Annotated in this window: 10 protein-coding genes; 8 read left to right on the top strand and 2 right to left on the bottom strand. The window is 69.8% G+C overall.

From position 1 onward, the window contains the following. Positions 1 to 179: 179 nt before the first annotated feature. Positions 180 to 4,262, bottom strand: a complete 4,083-nt coding sequence (eccCa, locus tag ACFY3I_RS40935; protein WP_390866036.1) for a type VII secretion protein EccCa — start codon at positions 4,260 to 4,262, stop codon at positions 180 to 182. A gap of 399 nt (positions 4,263 to 4,661) precedes the next feature. On the opposite strand from eccCa, the gene eccD reads away from it, so the two are divergent. The 8 genes from eccD (at position 4,662) to ACFY3I_RS40895 (ending at position 12,802) form a co-directional block, all read left to right on the top strand. After that, positions 4,662 to 6,062: a type VII secretion integral membrane protein EccD gene (gene eccD / locus ACFY3I_RS40930; RefSeq protein ID WP_390866035.1), complete on the top strand. Its 1,401-nt coding sequence runs from the start codon at positions 4,662 to 4,664 to the stop codon at positions 6,060 to 6,062. An 18-nt stretch (positions 6,063 to 6,080) separates the two neighbouring features. Then, entirely contained in the window at positions 6,081 to 7,601 is a 1,521-nt protein-coding gene (eccB, locus tag ACFY3I_RS40925; RefSeq protein ID WP_390866034.1) for a type VII secretion protein EccB, read from the top strand. Between the two features lie 147 nt (positions 7,602 to 7,748). Further along, complete coding sequence (locus ACFY3I_RS40920; protein WP_390866033.1) at positions 7,749 to 8,108, top strand: hypothetical protein; 360 nt, start codon at positions 7,749 to 7,751, stop codon at positions 8,106 to 8,108. 76 nt (positions 8,109 to 8,184) lie between these two features. After that, positions 8,185 to 8,493 carry a WXG100 family type VII secretion target gene (locus ACFY3I_RS40915; RefSeq protein WP_390866032.1) on the top strand — a complete coding sequence of 103 codons (309 nt, stop codon included), beginning with the start codon at positions 8,185 to 8,187 and terminating at the stop codon, positions 8,491 to 8,493. 41 nt (positions 8,494 to 8,534) lie between these two features. Beyond that, on the top strand, positions 8,535 to 9,002 hold the full coding sequence (locus tag ACFY3I_RS40910; RefSeq protein ID WP_390866031.1) for a type VII secretion system-associated protein: 468 nt from the start codon (positions 8,535 to 8,537) through the stop codon (positions 9,000 to 9,002). A gap of 33 nt (positions 9,003 to 9,035) precedes the next feature. Beyond that, positions 9,036 to 11,963 carry an AAWKG family protein gene (locus ACFY3I_RS40905; protein ID WP_390866030.1) on the top strand — a complete coding sequence of 976 codons (2,928 nt, stop codon included), beginning with the start codon at positions 9,036 to 9,038 and terminating at the stop codon, positions 11,961 to 11,963. A 64-nt stretch (positions 11,964 to 12,027) separates the two neighbouring features. Continuing rightward, on the top strand, positions 12,028 to 12,450 hold the full coding sequence (locus tag ACFY3I_RS40900) for a YbaB/EbfC family nucleoid-associated protein (protein WP_390866029.1): 423 nt from the start codon (positions 12,028 to 12,030) through the stop codon (positions 12,448 to 12,450). Then, positions 12,443 to 12,802: a hypothetical protein gene (locus ACFY3I_RS40895; RefSeq protein ID WP_390866028.1), complete on the top strand. Its 360-nt coding sequence runs from the start codon at positions 12,443 to 12,445 to the stop codon at positions 12,800 to 12,802. Before ACFY3I_RS40900 ends, ACFY3I_RS40895 begins: the two co-directional genes overlap by 8 nt. A gap of 113 nt (positions 12,803 to 12,915) precedes the next feature. On the opposite strand, the gene ACFY3I_RS40890 is transcribed toward ACFY3I_RS40895, so the two are convergent. Beyond that, on the bottom strand, positions 12,916 to 13,944 hold the full coding sequence (locus tag ACFY3I_RS40890; protein WP_390866027.1) for a ricin-type beta-trefoil lectin domain protein: 1,029 nt from the start codon (positions 13,942 to 13,944) through the stop codon (positions 12,916 to 12,918). Positions 13,945 to 14,666 lie beyond the last annotated feature (722 nt).

The following is a 14,666-nucleotide window of genomic DNA, read 5'->3' as shown; positions in this document are numbered from 1 at the left end:
GGGGGGGGGGGGGGGGGCGGGGGCCGCCCCCGGCCGGCGGGCGCGGGGGGGGGGGGGGGCGGCGCGCCCCCCCCCCCGGGGGGGGGGGGGGGGGGGGGGGGCCCCCCCCCCGCCCCCCCCCCCGCCGTTTTCCGGACCCCCCGTACGCCGGACCCCCCGTACGCCGGCGCCCCCGTTCGTCAGCGGCCCACCGGTGCGTCCGCCGTGTCGCCCTCCAGGAGTGCTGTCTGGATCTGCGTCACACTGCGGCGCGTGATGTAGTTGCCGCGGCCGGGCGGCAGGATCCGCGGCCTGACGTTGCCGAACACATACCCCTCACTGGGCGGGCAGGAGAGCAGCAGTCCCGGTGCGTTGACCTCCAGCATGCGTCGCACGAGCGGGTCGTTGACTCCCCGCATCGATCCCGCCGCGGACCGGGTGAGGACCACGTGCAGGCCCACCTCGTAACCGAGGGGAAGGTGTTCGAGCAACGGCTCGAAGACGTTCCGCATGGGAGTGGCGACCAGGTCGTAGTCGTCGACGAGCACGAACAGCCGCGGGCCCGCCCACCAGTCGGCCCGCCGCATCCGGGCGGGTGTGATCTCCGGCCCCGGGGTGCGGGTCTTCAGGGCACGCGCCACACCCTTGACGTACTCGTCCAACTGGTCCACCGAGACCGCGTGCCCCAGCCGGTACTCCTCCGGCACCGACTCGACGAGTTCGCGGCGGAAGTCGACGGCGAGGATACGTGCCTCGGCCGGAGTGAACTGCCGGGTGATCGCCTTGGCGACCAGGCGCAGCAGGTTGGTCTTGCCCGATTCCGTGTCGCCGAAGGCCACCAGGTGCGGGGTGTCGGCGAAGTTGTGCCAGGCCGGGGCGAGTTCCTTCTCCTCGACGCCGAGCGCGATCTGGAAGCGCCGGCCCTCGGGGGGCGGGGCCAGTTCGCGGGCTTCGAGCATCGTCGGCAGCATCCGCACGGGTGGTGCGACAGGGCCCTGCCACTCCTCGGCCACGGCCCTCACCAGGTCGGCGACGCCGTCCCCGAGGTCGGCGGCGTCGCCGATGCCGTCGATCCGCGGCAGCGCGGTGAGGAAGTGCAGTTTGGAGTCGACCGTGAGACCACGGCCGGGAATGCGCGGGATGTTCCTGGCGAGCCGGATGTCGATCATGGATTCCAGCGCGTCGCCCATCCGCAGCTCCAGCTTGGTGGCCGACTGATCGCGCACCGCGGCGGTCAGCTCGACCCAGCGGGTGGTCGAGGTCACCACGTGGATGCCGTAGTTGAGGCCGCTGGTGGCGAGTTGGTTGACCGCCGCGACATGGTCCTGGAAGTCCTGTCGCACGGTCTGCCAGCCGTCGATCACCAGGAACACGTCACCGTGCCGCTCCTCGGGGAACTCACCGGCCGCCCGGCGGCGGCGCAGCGTGACCATGGAGTCGATGCCGTGCTCCAGGAAGAGCCGCTCGCGGTGGGCGAGCAGGGACGTCATCTCGGCGAGGGTGCGTCCCACGCGCTCGCCCTCCAGCCGGCCCGCGACACCGCCGACGTGCGGCAGACCGGCGAGCGAGGCGAGCGAGCCACCGCCGAAGTCCAGGCAGTAGAACTGCACTTCGCGCGGGGTGTGGGTGAGGGCCAGTGCTGTGATCAGATTGCGGATCAGGGTGGACTTGCCGCTCTGCGGGCCGCCGCCGATGGCCACGTGTCCGCCCGACGCGCTGAGATCCACCATCAGCAGGTCGCGTACCTGCTCGAACGGCTTGTCCACGATGCCCAGCGGAACCCGCAGTGTGCCGCGGCCCTCCCAGTCGGCGGTGACGAGTCCGAGTTCGGGGTCCGGGACCAGTGGCGGCAGCAGCGCGTCGAGGGTGGGCGGCGCGCCCAGCGGCGGCAGCCACACCTGATAGGCGGGCGGGCCCGCGTCACGCAGCTTGTCGATGGCGACCGCCATCAGGCTGGTGTCGTCCTCTTCCTCCTCCGCCGTGCCCGCGGCGCGCTCCGGCTCCTGGGATTGCGGCGTCTCGCGGGCGTTCACCCAGTCGCCGGTCCAGGGCATCACCTGGCCGGCGATCTTCTCCTGGGCGAGCGCCCCGACCCGCTGCCGGTAGGCGCCCGACACGTAGGCGGCGCGGAAGCGGGTGAGCGGCTCCACGCCGCTCTTGAGATAGCCGGCTCCGGGCTGGGAGGGCAGTTCGTAGGCGTCCGGCACCCCGAGTACGCCCCGGCTCTCCATCGCGGAGAAGGTCCGCAGACCGATCCGGTACGACAGGTGGCTCTCCAACTGGTGCATGCGCCCCTCGTCCAGACGTTGCGAGGCGAGCAGCAGATGGACGCCCAGGGACCGGCCGAGGCGGCCGATGGCCACGAACAGGTCCATGAACTCACGGTGGGCGGAGAGCAGTTCGCTGAACTCGTCGACGACCACCAGCAGGCTGGGCAGCGGCTCCAGCGGCACTCCGGCGGCCCGCGCCTTCTCGTAGTCGAGCGCGGAGGTGTAGTTGCCGGCGCTGCGCAGCAGTTCCTGACGGCGCTGCATCTCGCCGCGCAGGGCGTCCTGCATACGGTCCACCAGCGCGGCCTCGTCGGCGAGGTTGGTGATCACCGCGGACGTGTGCGGCAGCTCGTCGAAGCCGAGGAAGGTCGCGCCGCCCTTGAAGTCGACGAGGACGAAGTTCAGCGTCTCGGACGAGTGGCCGAGGGCGAGGCCGAGGACCAGGGTGCGCAGCAGTTCGCTCTTGCCGGAACCCGTGGCGCCGATCAGCATGCCGTGCGGCCCCATGCCGTCCTGGGCGGACTCCTTGATGTCGAGTTCCACCGGACGGCCGTCGGCCCCGACGGCGATGGGCACGCGCAGCCGCTTGTTCTGGCCGGCCCGACGCTCCCAGTACTCCTTGGGGGCGTAGCGGTGCAGGTCGGTGATGCCGAGGAGCGAGGTGAGCTGGATGTCGGTGGACAGCGGCTGCGCGGCCTCCGCGGTCGCGCCGGTGCGCATCGGTGCGAGGAGTGCGGCGAGCGACCGTGCGGCGGCCGGGCCCAGCCGGTCGGCCCGGCCCAGCGGGATCGCGGTCTCCTTGCGGTTGCGGTCGGTCCGTACGATCTTCACCTCGTCGGGGATGTCGGTCGTCCCCGCGCTCTGCGGGGTTCCCGCCGGGCCCGCGGCCCCCGTCCGCTCCTCCTCGGCCTGTTCGGACTTCTCCACCAGCAGCCGCAGCACCGTCCGACCGGGCTTCCAGGCCATGGCCTCGGAGACGTCCAGTACCACCGTGTTGCGGTACCCGGCGCGTTCGAAGCGGTGGCCGGAGGGCACCTGGCCGCCGTCCAGCACCACCACCACGTACGGCTCGTCCTTGTTCGGCGAGGCGCCCGCCTCGAAGAGTCCCCGATCCGTCAGCTCCTCCCCCAGCAGGTCCTCCAGCTCGGCGAGGGTCGAGGTGATCAGCCGGGCGGGTCCCGCGCCGTCGGACTCCGTCGGATGCAACGCGTGCGGCAGCCACTTGGACCACTCCCACTCGCCGCGGTTCTCCGGTGCCACGCAGAAGGCGATCATCAGGTCCTGCGCGGTGTGCAGCACGGCGAGCTGGGCGAGCAGCGCCCGGACGGTCCCGAGGACCTTCTCCCGCTCGCCTCGGAACATGACCCGCGACCACGCGCGCAGGAAGATCGCGATGGGCTGTCCGGGCACGGTGGAGTAGGCGTTGATGAACGCGCGCAGCGCGTGCGCGGAGAGCGGGTCGAGGTCCTCGACCGGCTTCGCCGTCTTGTTGACCAGGTGCATCGCCAGCCGCTGCTCACCGACCGCGACACGGACCTCCGCGAAGTCCTCGTCGGAGGTACGGCGTTCCCAGAGCCGGGATGTCTGCACGAACGACCACAGGGCGGTGGGCTCGGGATGCCGCCAGGCCAGCGCCCGCTGCTGCGCGGCGACCGCGGACCGGACCCGGCGCCGTACCCCGCCGAGGTACCGCAGGTAGTCCCGTCGCACACCCTGCATCTTCTGCTTGCGTTCGGAGCCGGCCTTCACCAGCTGCCCCACCAGCATCATGATCATCGAGAGCAGCATCAGTCCGACCACCAGATAGATGATCGGGCCCGTGCCACTGCCAATACGTGTGTACAGCAGCACCATGCCGACGGACATGCCGGCCATCGGAAGATAGGTGAGCATGTTGGCCGCGGACGAAGGTGTCGCCTCCGCCAACGTCGGTGGTTCCTGGAGCGTCAGCTCACCGTCGGGCAGTTCCGGGCCCCGGCGGCGGGCCGGCCTCCGGAAGAAAACCACACTCAACTGAGCTCTCCTTCAACTGTGCACAGGGCGGTCAACAAGGCCCCGGAGCAACGGTCGTGAGGGGCCCGGACAGCGGGCTCAACCACAGCGGAGACAGACATGTCCCGCCACCGCTCGGGACGGTCCCGGCACCGGGCCGCAGCGGCGTCGAGACCGCCGAGGGACACGTATGTACCTCGGGGACTCGGGTGAAGAAACGCTTCCGGCCATGAGAGTATCTGACCGTCAGGTATTTCCGACGAAGGCATGGGCAGCCCTCGCCCGCCCTGCTTCCCCGGCACAGCGACATCACGCCGTGGCAGAGCAGTGTCCCCGACCGCTTCGCCCTGCTGTCACATGTTCCTCGGGCCACGTGGCGGCAGAAATGTCTCTATCCCCCTCGGAAGGCTGTTGCCGCCCATGAGCGAAGGCTCACTGAACGGGCTGTGCCGTCTCACGGTGCGCGCCCCTGAGAAGACACTGGACCTCGCCGTCCCCGCCGACGTCCCGATCGCGGACCTGATGCCCGTGATCGCCGGACACGCGGGTGAGGACCTGGCCGAACAGGGCCTGGAACACGGCGGCTGGGTACTGCAACGCCTCGGCGGGCATCCGCTGGACCTGGAGGGCACCCCGGACTCCCTCGATCTGCGGGAGGGGGAGACGCTGGTGCTGCGCCCGGGGACCGAGTCCCTGCCCCCGGTGCGCTACGACAGCCTGCTCGAAGCCGTCTCGGCCGTGGTCCAGCACCTGCCGCACGCGTGGAGCCCGCAGATCAGCCGCTGGGTGCTGCGGGTCCTGATGGGCGTGGCCCTGCTCGGCTGCCTGTTCCTGCTCGTCACGTCGAAGGGGGCCGCGAGCGACCGGGTGGCCCTGGCCGCGGGCGCGGCCCTGCTCACCCTGTCCGGGGCGGGCTCCGCCGCCCGGGTCCTGGACGATCCCCAGGGCGGCGTGATCCTGGGCCTGTTCGGCGCGGCCTTCCTCTCGGTCTCCGGTCTGCTGCTCGTCGGGGGCGGACAGCCCGGAGACGGTTCGGCCCGGACCGTCGGCGCCCATCTGCTCGCCGCGGGCGCCGCGGGCACCGTGGGACTGGTCCTGGCCACCGCGGTGGTCACCGGTTATCCCGTGGTGTTCGCGTCCGCCGGGGTGCTGACGCTGGCGGCCGTGCTCGGCGGAGCCCTCATGGTCGCCCTCGGCGTCTCCGCGCACCAGGCGGCCGCCGCGGTCGCCGCGGCCGCCGTCCTCCTGGGCGCCTTCATCCCCATGATGTCCTTCTCGCTCTCCGGCCTGCGGCTGCCCCCGCTGCCCACCAACCCCGACCAGCTCCAGGAGGGCATAGAGCCGCGCACCGAGAACGACGTCGCGAGCGGCGGCGCGGCGGTCGACCGGTGGATGACCGGGCTCTACGGCGCGGTCGGCGCGGTCTGCCTCGCCGCCTTCGCGGCACTGGCCCGCCACCCCGGTCTGCCCGAGACCGTCACCGCCCTGGTCCTCGCCGTCCTGCTCGGCCTGCACGGGCGGAGCCTTGGAACGTCCTGGCAGCGGATCGCGCTGAGCATGCCCGCGGGCATCGGCACGGTCCTGCTGATCGTCGAAATGGCCGTACGGCACGGCCGGCACGGGGAGCTCCTCGGCATCGCCGCGCTGCTGCTGTGCGCCGCCCTCACCGCGGCCGTCTCCTGGACGGTGCCCGGCCGGCGGCTGCTGCCCTACTGGGGCCGGGCGGGAGACCTGCTCCAGTCCGGCGCGGCCCTCGCCCTGCTCCCCCTCGCCCTGTGGGTCCTGGACGTGTACCAGCGCCTGCGCGGCCTGTTCGGCTGAACCTGAGGAGGTGTCACCATGCAGTCCCGACGCGACCAGGTCATCGCGCACCAGTTCCTGGTGTCCCGGCTGACCTCGGGTTTGCTGCGCGCCGACCCCGACGTGACGGAGCCCCCCACCCGGCGGACCAACCGCGGTATGACCTACGGCATGGTGATCGCCGCCGTCGTCGCCGCCGGGTCCCTGGTGTTCGGTCTGGTCAAGCCGGGCGGCAACACGACGTGGCAGAGCGGCAAGGCACTCATCGTGGAGAAGGAGACCGGCACCCGGTACGTGTACGACGGCCGGCTGCACACCGTGCTCAACTACCCTTCCGCACGCCTGCTGCTGGGGGCGGACATGACGACCGTGTCCGTCTCCGCGAACTCGCTGGGCACGGCCAGGCACGGCAGCGAGGTCGGCATTCCGGGCGCCCCGGACGCACTGCCGACGACGGGCAGCCTGAACGGCCGTCCCTGGCAGGTGTGTGCCGCCACCACCAGCACGGACTCCGGGGCCCGCAAGCCGCTGACCGTGCTCACCATGGACGGCGGGCAGGAGGGCACGGGCGTCCGGGAGGACCAGGCGGTCCTGGTGAAGGGACCGGACGGCGACATCTATCTGCTGTGGCAGGACAACCGGTTCAAGGTGGCCGGCGGTCAGCGGACACTGGCGGCGCTCGGCTACGGGGGTGTCGGCGCCACCTCCGTGTCCGCCGCGTTCCTGGACGCGGTGCCCGCCGGTCCCGACCTCGCGGCGCCGCCGGTGACGGCGCAGGGCACCGCGGGCCCGGTCCTGGACGGCCACGCCACCCGGGTCGGTCAGGTGTTCTCCGTCCAGACGCCGGGATCCGCGAAGCGCTACTACGTGCTCGGCGACGACGGTCTCGTCCCGGTCACCACGACCCAGGCCGCCCTCGCCCTGGGCGACCCCGTCACCAGGCAGAAGGCCTACCAGGGCACCGTGCCCAAGGAGGTGGTCCTGTCCGCGCAGGCCCTCAGCGGGGCGCTGGCACCCGCCGGTTCGGCTTCCGGCACGGCCGTACGGCAGGCCGGGGCGCAGCTTCCGGCTCAGCCGCCGGCCCTGCTGGGTGTGCCCGACTCGTTCGGGGTGTGCGTCGGTCTCCAGGCGCAGGGCTCCAAGAGCATCCGGGTGACGCTCACCCTGGTGCCCGGCAAGTCGGTCGTCGACGACGCCCTCCCGCCGCTGAAGGCATCGGCGCCCGCCTGTCTGCCCGTCGACGGAATCTCGGTCGCTCCGGGCAGCGGAAGCCTCGTCCGCGCGCTGAGCAGTTCGGGCAACGGCACCGGAACCACCACGTATCTCGTCACCGACAACGGGGTGAAGTACCGCGTGCCGACGGCCGCCGCCGCCACCGACCTGGGCTACGACCTCTCGGCCGCCGAAGGCCTGCCGGCCGGGCTGCTGAACATGCTGCCCACCGGCCCCGACCTCTCCCCGGACGCGGCCGCCACCGGCCACGCCGCGGTCACCGGCACACCTGCGTGCGGGGAGAGTGAGCAGACCGATACCGGCGCGCCTCGGGCTGCCGGCGGTTAGAGTGAACCGCGAGACACATGTCTTTCGTCTCATACGTGTTGGCGGGCTGTCGGCTCGACGCGCAGTCCCTCCGGCCACCGCATCACTACGGCGGGCCGCCCTCTCCGGGCACCTGACCGACGTTCCCGCACATATCAAGGAGGCATCATGAGCAGCAACACCCAGGCGTCATCGAGCAAGTTGTACCAGAACATCGTCGAATCGCTGGCACAGGCGCAGACGACCATCAAGACGGCGCAGGGCGAGGTCGAAAGCCGGCGCGCATCGCTCTCCCACGCCTACCAGGGCGAGGACGGTGTCCTCTTCGGCCAGAAGCTCGACGAGTGGCACGACGAGGGCTCGCAGATCCTGCAGCTCTGCGCGCTGATGCAGGAAAGGCTCACGGAGGCCAGCAGCCGGGACGCCTCGACCCAGCAGCACAACCTCTCCGCCGTGACCAACGCCCGTACCGGCGAGGCGGCCGACATCTCCATCTCTCAGAACGCGTACAACGCGATGACCGGCTGAGACACCGGACTTCTGAGACCGGCCGGCGCGCCCGGCACAACACGTCGACATCCCATCCACCACTGAAGGAGACACCGTGTCCGACGGCATTTACATGGACCACAGCCAGGTCGGGGTCGCGATCGAGGACCTGCAGAACCAGACCCAGAAGATCATCAATGCCGTGACCGACCTGGAGAACCAGATCCGGCCCGCGCTGAGCTCGTGGTCCGGCCCGGACCGGGACGTCTACACGACCCAGGTGCAGCCCGGCTGGGACAGGAACGTCAACAAGCTGAAGGTCAGCCTCGACAACCTCATCCTGATCCTGACCGACAACAAGGAGAACTACGTCAAGACCTCGCGCACGAACGAGGAGACCTTCCGGAACATCCCCGTCCACTGACCCACCCCCACCGGACTCGTCGAAGCGGCAGGAAGGCGCCCATGGCCGGCAGCGAGCACCACAATCTGGAACAACTGGATTTTGCAGCCCTGCAGAATTTCATCGACACCGACGTGAGCGGCTTCCTGCACAAGATTGACGACATACGTTCGCCCGACGCGCATCCGACGTCGCTCTACGACGTCAGCAAGAAGTCCCAGATCCTGGCGATCGGCCCGATGGCGAGCGACGACCAGACGGGCGGCAAGAGCATCTGCGACAACGCCAAGAAGGCCGCGACCGCGATCGACGAGGTGTTCAGCCACCACAAGGCCGCGTTCACCAAGCTCCAGGGCGACCTGCAGAACGTGATCAAGACCATGAAGGACACCCAGGCGCAGAATCTGTCTGGCGTCAAGTCCGCGAAGTTCATGGACGCGATCGGTGACTATCAGACGGCTCTCGGCGGGAGCTCGGCCACCGGCACGGGCAACGGCACGGGCAACGGCCAGAATTCCCTGGGTCTCTGAGACCCTCTGACGATTTCCCCGGAGTAGTAGGACATGGCCGCGCAAAGCTGGGAAGACATCCTCCATCTGCTGACCAACTGGTCATTGGTCAAACGCACCGATGTCACAGACGTCACCGGTGACAGCGGCATGCCCTGGATCAACTACAAGTACCGGCAGGGCGGGACCCAGTTCGACGGCCCCGAGGACTATCTCGCGTGGATCGTGCCGCTGAACCCCAACAAGGGGTTCTACATTGACTTCTACACCGCCCCCACCAAAGACGTCCGCAAGAGCAATGTCGAGATCACCTACCTCGACAACCCCGCGTTCCACCGCTACTGGGGGGACTCGAACGGCGCCCTCTCCGGACTGGTCAATCACTATTCCTCCTTGAAGGGCGACGGTGCCAGCGGAGACGGAGCACCGTCCGCCGACGGGATCCAGCTCAAGTCGTTCGCCGAGCTGGCCTGGTCGTTCGACGCCGCGGGAGACTTCTTCAAGCAGCAGACCGAGGTCCTGGCGGACTGGAAGCAGCAGCTCGGCAGTGAGCAGGCGTCCTGGAAGGGAAACGCCGCCGGCGCTTTCTGGCTTCTGGTGGACGACCTCCACAAGAAGTACGAGAACTACACCGCGCAGCTCCAGCCGCCGGGGTTCAGTCCCCAGCACCGTTCGCCCTCCACGGGATTCGTCAGCAAGACGCTGCACGGAGACGATCTGGTCGGCGCGGAACAGTCCCTGTACAAGGCATACACGGACCTGTACAAGATCTACAGCGATTTCTACTGGCAGCAGGCGAAATCCATCACCACCACGCTGCCGGACGGCTCGTCGTCGCAGCAGCAGATCCCGGCCGACCCACTGGACGTGCTGAACCAGGTGCTCGTCGAAATGGGCCGCTGGATCATCGAGAACAACGCCCAGAAGATCGAGTCCCACGGTCGCAGGGCGCGAGTCAAGCCCGGATTCAGCGAGACCACCACCTGGGGCAGGCTGGTCGACGCGTCCACCTGGCACGCCGTGGCCCGGGAGGCGACGAACCGGTGGACCAACAACATCGAGACCAATCTGGACACACCTGCCCGGCAGGTGCTGGACACCCTCCAGAAGGACTGGTCGCGTGTGCTGGACTCGTCGTGGAATCCCGCGTACTCCTTCACCGACACGGGCTCGTCGCTGACCTCCGACGTACAGTCGGAGTCCAGTGATTCGAGCAACGACAGTCTCAACGACACCCTGACAAAGCTCGGGGACGGCATCAACAACCTCGGCGGCGGGCTGAACGACCTCGGCGACGGCATCAACGACGGTTTCGACAACCTCGGTGACGGCATCAACAACGTCGGGGACGGCCTCGGCGACAGCCTGTCGAACCTCACCGGCGACGGGGCCTTCTCGGACATCCCCACCACCGGGAACGGCGCGTTCTCGAACGACCTGGCCGACTCGCTCGGCGGCGGTGACGGAGCCGCCACGGACATCCCGTCCGTGACCGGGGACGGCGCCTTCACCGACCTGCCGGACACCAGCACACTCACCGGTGACGGCACGGCCACCGACACCCCCTCCCTGACCGGCGGCGGCGCCTTCACCGACCTGCCGGACACCAGCACGCTCACCGGCGACGGGGCCTTCTCGAACTTCAACTCGGGCCTGCCCGTCAGCAACATCGACGGCAGCACCACCACCCGCACCGGCAGTGGTGTGACGACCACCTATCCGGACGGCAACACGGTCACGCGCAACGCCGACGGCAGCATCACGTCCACGTTCTCCGACGGAACCAGCCGGACCGTCTCACCCGACGGAGACGTGACCACCGTCGACGCCCAGGGCCACACCACCACCAGCCATCTGGGGGTCGGGGAGTCGGTCAGCAATCCGGACGGCACGAGCATCACCCGCAACGGCGACGGCAGTCTCACCCAGACGGCCGCCGACGGCACCAAGACGACGACGTTCGGCAACGGCGCGTCGGAGATCGTCACCCCGAACGGCGACACCCAGCTGACCTCGCCCGACGGCACCGTCTCGCACGTCAACGCCGACGGCAGCCTGACCACCGACAACCTGGACGGCTCCAAGGTCACCGTGCACCCCAACGGCGACGTGACGACCGTGGACGCCCAGGGTCACACCACCACCAGCCACCTCGACACCGGCAAGAGCATCACCACCGGCGACGGCAGCACCATCAGCGTCGACGGCAAGGGCGACATCATCACGCACAACCCGGACGGCAGCTCGACTACCCTGCGCCCGGACGGCACGATCACCACGACACAGGCCCCGGCGAACTACACGGGCCTGACAGGCAACGGCAACCTGACGACACCGCACATCGACATCCCCACCTACAGCGGCGGCGGGCAGATCAGTTACACGCCGGACGGCACGACCGTCACCAGCCACCCCAACGGTGTCACCCAGTACACGCACACGGACGGCAGTGGGCTGGTGACCACGTCGGACGGACAGTTCCAGTCGATCCCGAGTCCGCAGAGCGCGGCAGCCGCGGCGGGTGGCGACACCGCCGGCGCGGCGGCGGGCGCCGGCGCGGGCGCCGGAGTCGGCGCGAGCGCACTGACCGGTGCCGCGAACACGGACAGCCAAAGCGCCATGGGACTGCTCTCCCCCATGATGATGATGGCCGGCATGAACCGCATGGGCGGCCAGCAGGGCGGCCAGAACGGCGGGGACCGGGAACGCAATCTCTACGACGGCAACGACATGGACGGCGCCGTCATCCAGCACGGCATGCCCCCGTACGGCGCCCGGGCCAACGCCGAGGAGCCGGAGGAGTGGGAAGAGGAGGAAACCGACTCCGACGAACTCCTCGGCCCGCGCCGCCCGTCCACGGAGTCCGGCTACGGACCCGCCGGGGGCCCCGGACAGTCCACGCAGAGCACGGTCTGGTCCGGGAAGGACAAGGACGTCTGGGGCACCGAGGAAGGCGGGCTGCCCGCGTCGATAGGTCACTGACCTCCGCGCGAACCACGCGTCGTACCGCTCCTCGCCGAGCGGTCCCACCGGCACAGGAGAAGCCATGAGTTCATCTCTGCAAGAGCAACAGCAGCAGGCGCTCGACGAGTTCAAGAAGCAGCGCCAGGCCCTCATCGACGCCCGGAAGGAGATTCAGGCGATCTCCGTCACCGCGAGGTCCAAGGACGGCGTCGTCGAGGTCACGGTTGGCCACGACGGGGCGCCGGCCGGCCTGCGCTTTCCCAACAACAAGTTCAAGGAGATGACGGGGCAGGCACTGGCGGCCAGTGTGCTGGAGGCCATGACGGCATCGCGGACCCAGATGACCGCACGCGCCATGTCCGTCATCCAGGCCGCGGGAGGCACCGCTCCCCAGGGCCTGGACGGCGGAGTCCTCGACCGTCTCAACCTGGACAAGCTCCTGGACGGCGGTTCGCTGGAAGAAGTCCTCGCCCCGCGGCCCGCCGGAGGTGGCGGCCGTGGCTGACAACAGTCTCTTCGCGGCCGACCCGAGCCGGATCAAGGCCGGTGGTGACGCCACCGGCCAGGTGGCGGACGCCACCCACCGCGCCGCCGACGAGTTCGCGGACGCCACGGCGATGGACCCGGCGAACGCGCCGTGCGGTAACGACATGTACGCCGTCCCGTACCTCCAGAACTACTACCCCATGCACAACCTGGTCAGGGACGGCATACGCAGCATGGCCCGCGCGATGGAGGCCGCCGCGGCGCTCACGGTCGACTCGGGCAAGAGTTTCGAGAACGCCCAGCACGACAACACGACCGCGATCAACAACACCCCCAAGCCCGACGTCCACACCACGCCTCACCGAGTCTGACGAGGTTGTCGGCCGGACGACCGGCACAGACGGCGAAGGACCTCACCGCCCGCCCGGTTGCCCGGGGCGGGCGGTGAGGTCCTTCCACATGTCCGGCCCGGTCGCCGCCGAACCTACTTCTTGGACCACTTCTGGTTGTCGGTACCGGCGCATGACCACAGCTGAAGACGCGTGCCGTTGGCGGTCTGCTCGTCCTTCACGTCCACGCACTTGTCGGCGAGCACGCTGGTCAGGTCCTGCCGGACGTTGAGCCGGAACTGCTGCGCCGGGCCGCCGTTGCACTTGGCCAGCTGAACGACCGTACCGTTGGCGGTCGAAGCGCCCGCGGCGTCCATGCACAGGCCGAAAGCACGGACCGTGCCGTCGGAGGCAAAGGTCCACTTCTGTGCCGAGGAACCCGAGCAGTCCCGGATCTCCAGGGGCGAACCGTCCTTGCCCTGGCCGCCCGCCACGGTGAGACAGCGGCCGGACGCATGGCTGAACACCATCACGCCGGAACCGCTGGAGCCGCTCGAACCGCCGGAGGCGGCCGGAGCGGTCGTATGGGCTGCCGAGGCCGGGGTGTCCTGGGCGGCGGGGTGCGTCGCCGAGGACGTACTGTGACCGGCCGAAGATCCGCCGGAATGCGCGGAGGACGACGGCGAGCCCCCGGACGAGGCGTGCGAACCGCCCTTCGCGGTACCGGACGCGGCGTGCTTGCCGTCGCCGTGGCCGGTGTGCCCGGCAGCGGCCGAGTCCGGCGTGGCACCGGACCGGTGGCCCGACGAGGGCGGCAGCGCCCCCGGCACACCCGCCCGCGTCCCGCCGTCCGAGCCGGGATCGAGGAAGGTGGCCGCGGGATCCGGTGAAGCGGCCTTGCCGTGGCCGGATCCCCCGCCCCGCAGGCCCACGAAGACACCGGCGACCAGAACGACGCCGGTGAACGCGGCGACGGTCAGCACCGTGCGGTGGGTGCCCCGCAGCAGGGCGCGTGCGCCTCGGCTTCCGGTCTGCGCCCGCACCCCTGCGGCAGCGGCGGTCCCGGTGGGGTCCGTGGTGACACGGGGGGATGACAGGACGTCGGCGGCGCGGCCGGCTGCCGCCTCACGGGGCTCGCGCTTCTCAGCCGCCGCCGTGTCCGCCGCCGCGCCCGCCGCCTCCATGTCTGCCGCCGCTGCGCCCGCCGCCTGGGCGCCGCTCGTCGTTCTGGCAGCCGCCGTGCCGGCCGACTTCTTCTCCGCCGTCTCCTGACGTGTGTGCGCGGACGTCGACCCGGAAGGCTTCCTCCGCCCGGCCGGAGGGGCCGCGGACCCTGCCGGGCCGGTCGCCGACTCGGTGGGTATCGGGGAGGTTCGTGCCGCGGCGGCGGGAGTCACGGCGGTCGCCGCGCCCGGGATGACCGGGGTACTTGCCGGAGCCGCGCGGGCCGGCCGCGGCGGATCTGAGGACTTCATGTGCTTCCTTCCACGGGAGCGCAGATCGGGTTCCGGTGCGCCAGGTTTCGGCACACCTGCCTACTCCCACACCTGCATAACGGATCCGAGTACCGCAGGGTACAACACGTGTGAGTTTCGACTCCGCAGGTCGGCATCATCCCGAGGGTTCGCTCACATCAACGCGTGGTGCCGAATTTCAACCGCCCATCAGATGAATTCAATTCGAGGTGTGAACCTCGTACACATGTCGAACCGTACAACTAACGGGTAGTTCGTCCTGCCTGAGGTATGGCCTGCATCAGACTGTGATCACGGGTGCTGTCGCTGTCTGATGAGTGTGCGGGTGACGTGTGATGACTGAGGAGCCTTGGTACAACCCGATCGTGGTGTTCATTTCGGGTATGTCTGTTCCGTTGGGGTCGTCGGAGCGGATGCGTAGCGAGGTGCAG

This window comes from Streptomyces sp. NPDC001068, assembly GCF_042897315.1.
GTDB lineage: Bacteria > Actinomycetota > Actinomycetes > Streptomycetales > Streptomycetaceae > Streptomyces.
The sequence above is the reverse complement of the archived record's forward strand: the minus strand, read 5'-3'. Positions and strand labels throughout refer to the sequence as shown.

Coding starts and splice junctions, on each gene's coding strand:
- eccD (WP_390866035.1), top strand. CDS start 4,662: ATGAGCGAAGGCTCACTGAACGGGCTGTGCCGTCTCACGGTGCGCGCC.
- eccB (WP_390866034.1), top strand. CDS start 6,081: ATGCAGTCCCGACGCGACCAGGTCATCGCGCACCAGTTCCTGGTGTCC.
- ACFY3I_RS40920 (WP_390866033.1), top strand. CDS start 7,749: ATGAGCAGCAACACCCAGGCGTCATCGAGCAAGTTGTACCAGAACATC.
- ACFY3I_RS40910 (WP_390866031.1), top strand. CDS start 8,535: ATGGCCGGCAGCGAGCACCACAATCTGGAACAACTGGATTTTGCAGCC.
- ACFY3I_RS40905 (WP_390866030.1), top strand. CDS start 9,036: ATGGCCGCGCAAAGCTGGGAAGACATCCTCCATCTGCTGACCAACTGG.
- ACFY3I_RS40900 (WP_390866029.1), top strand. CDS start 12,028: ATGAGTTCATCTCTGCAAGAGCAACAGCAGCAGGCGCTCGACGAGTTC.
- ACFY3I_RS40890 (WP_390866027.1), bottom strand. CDS start 13,944: ATGGAGGCGGCGGGCGCGGCGGCGGACACGGCGGCGGCTGAGAAGCGC.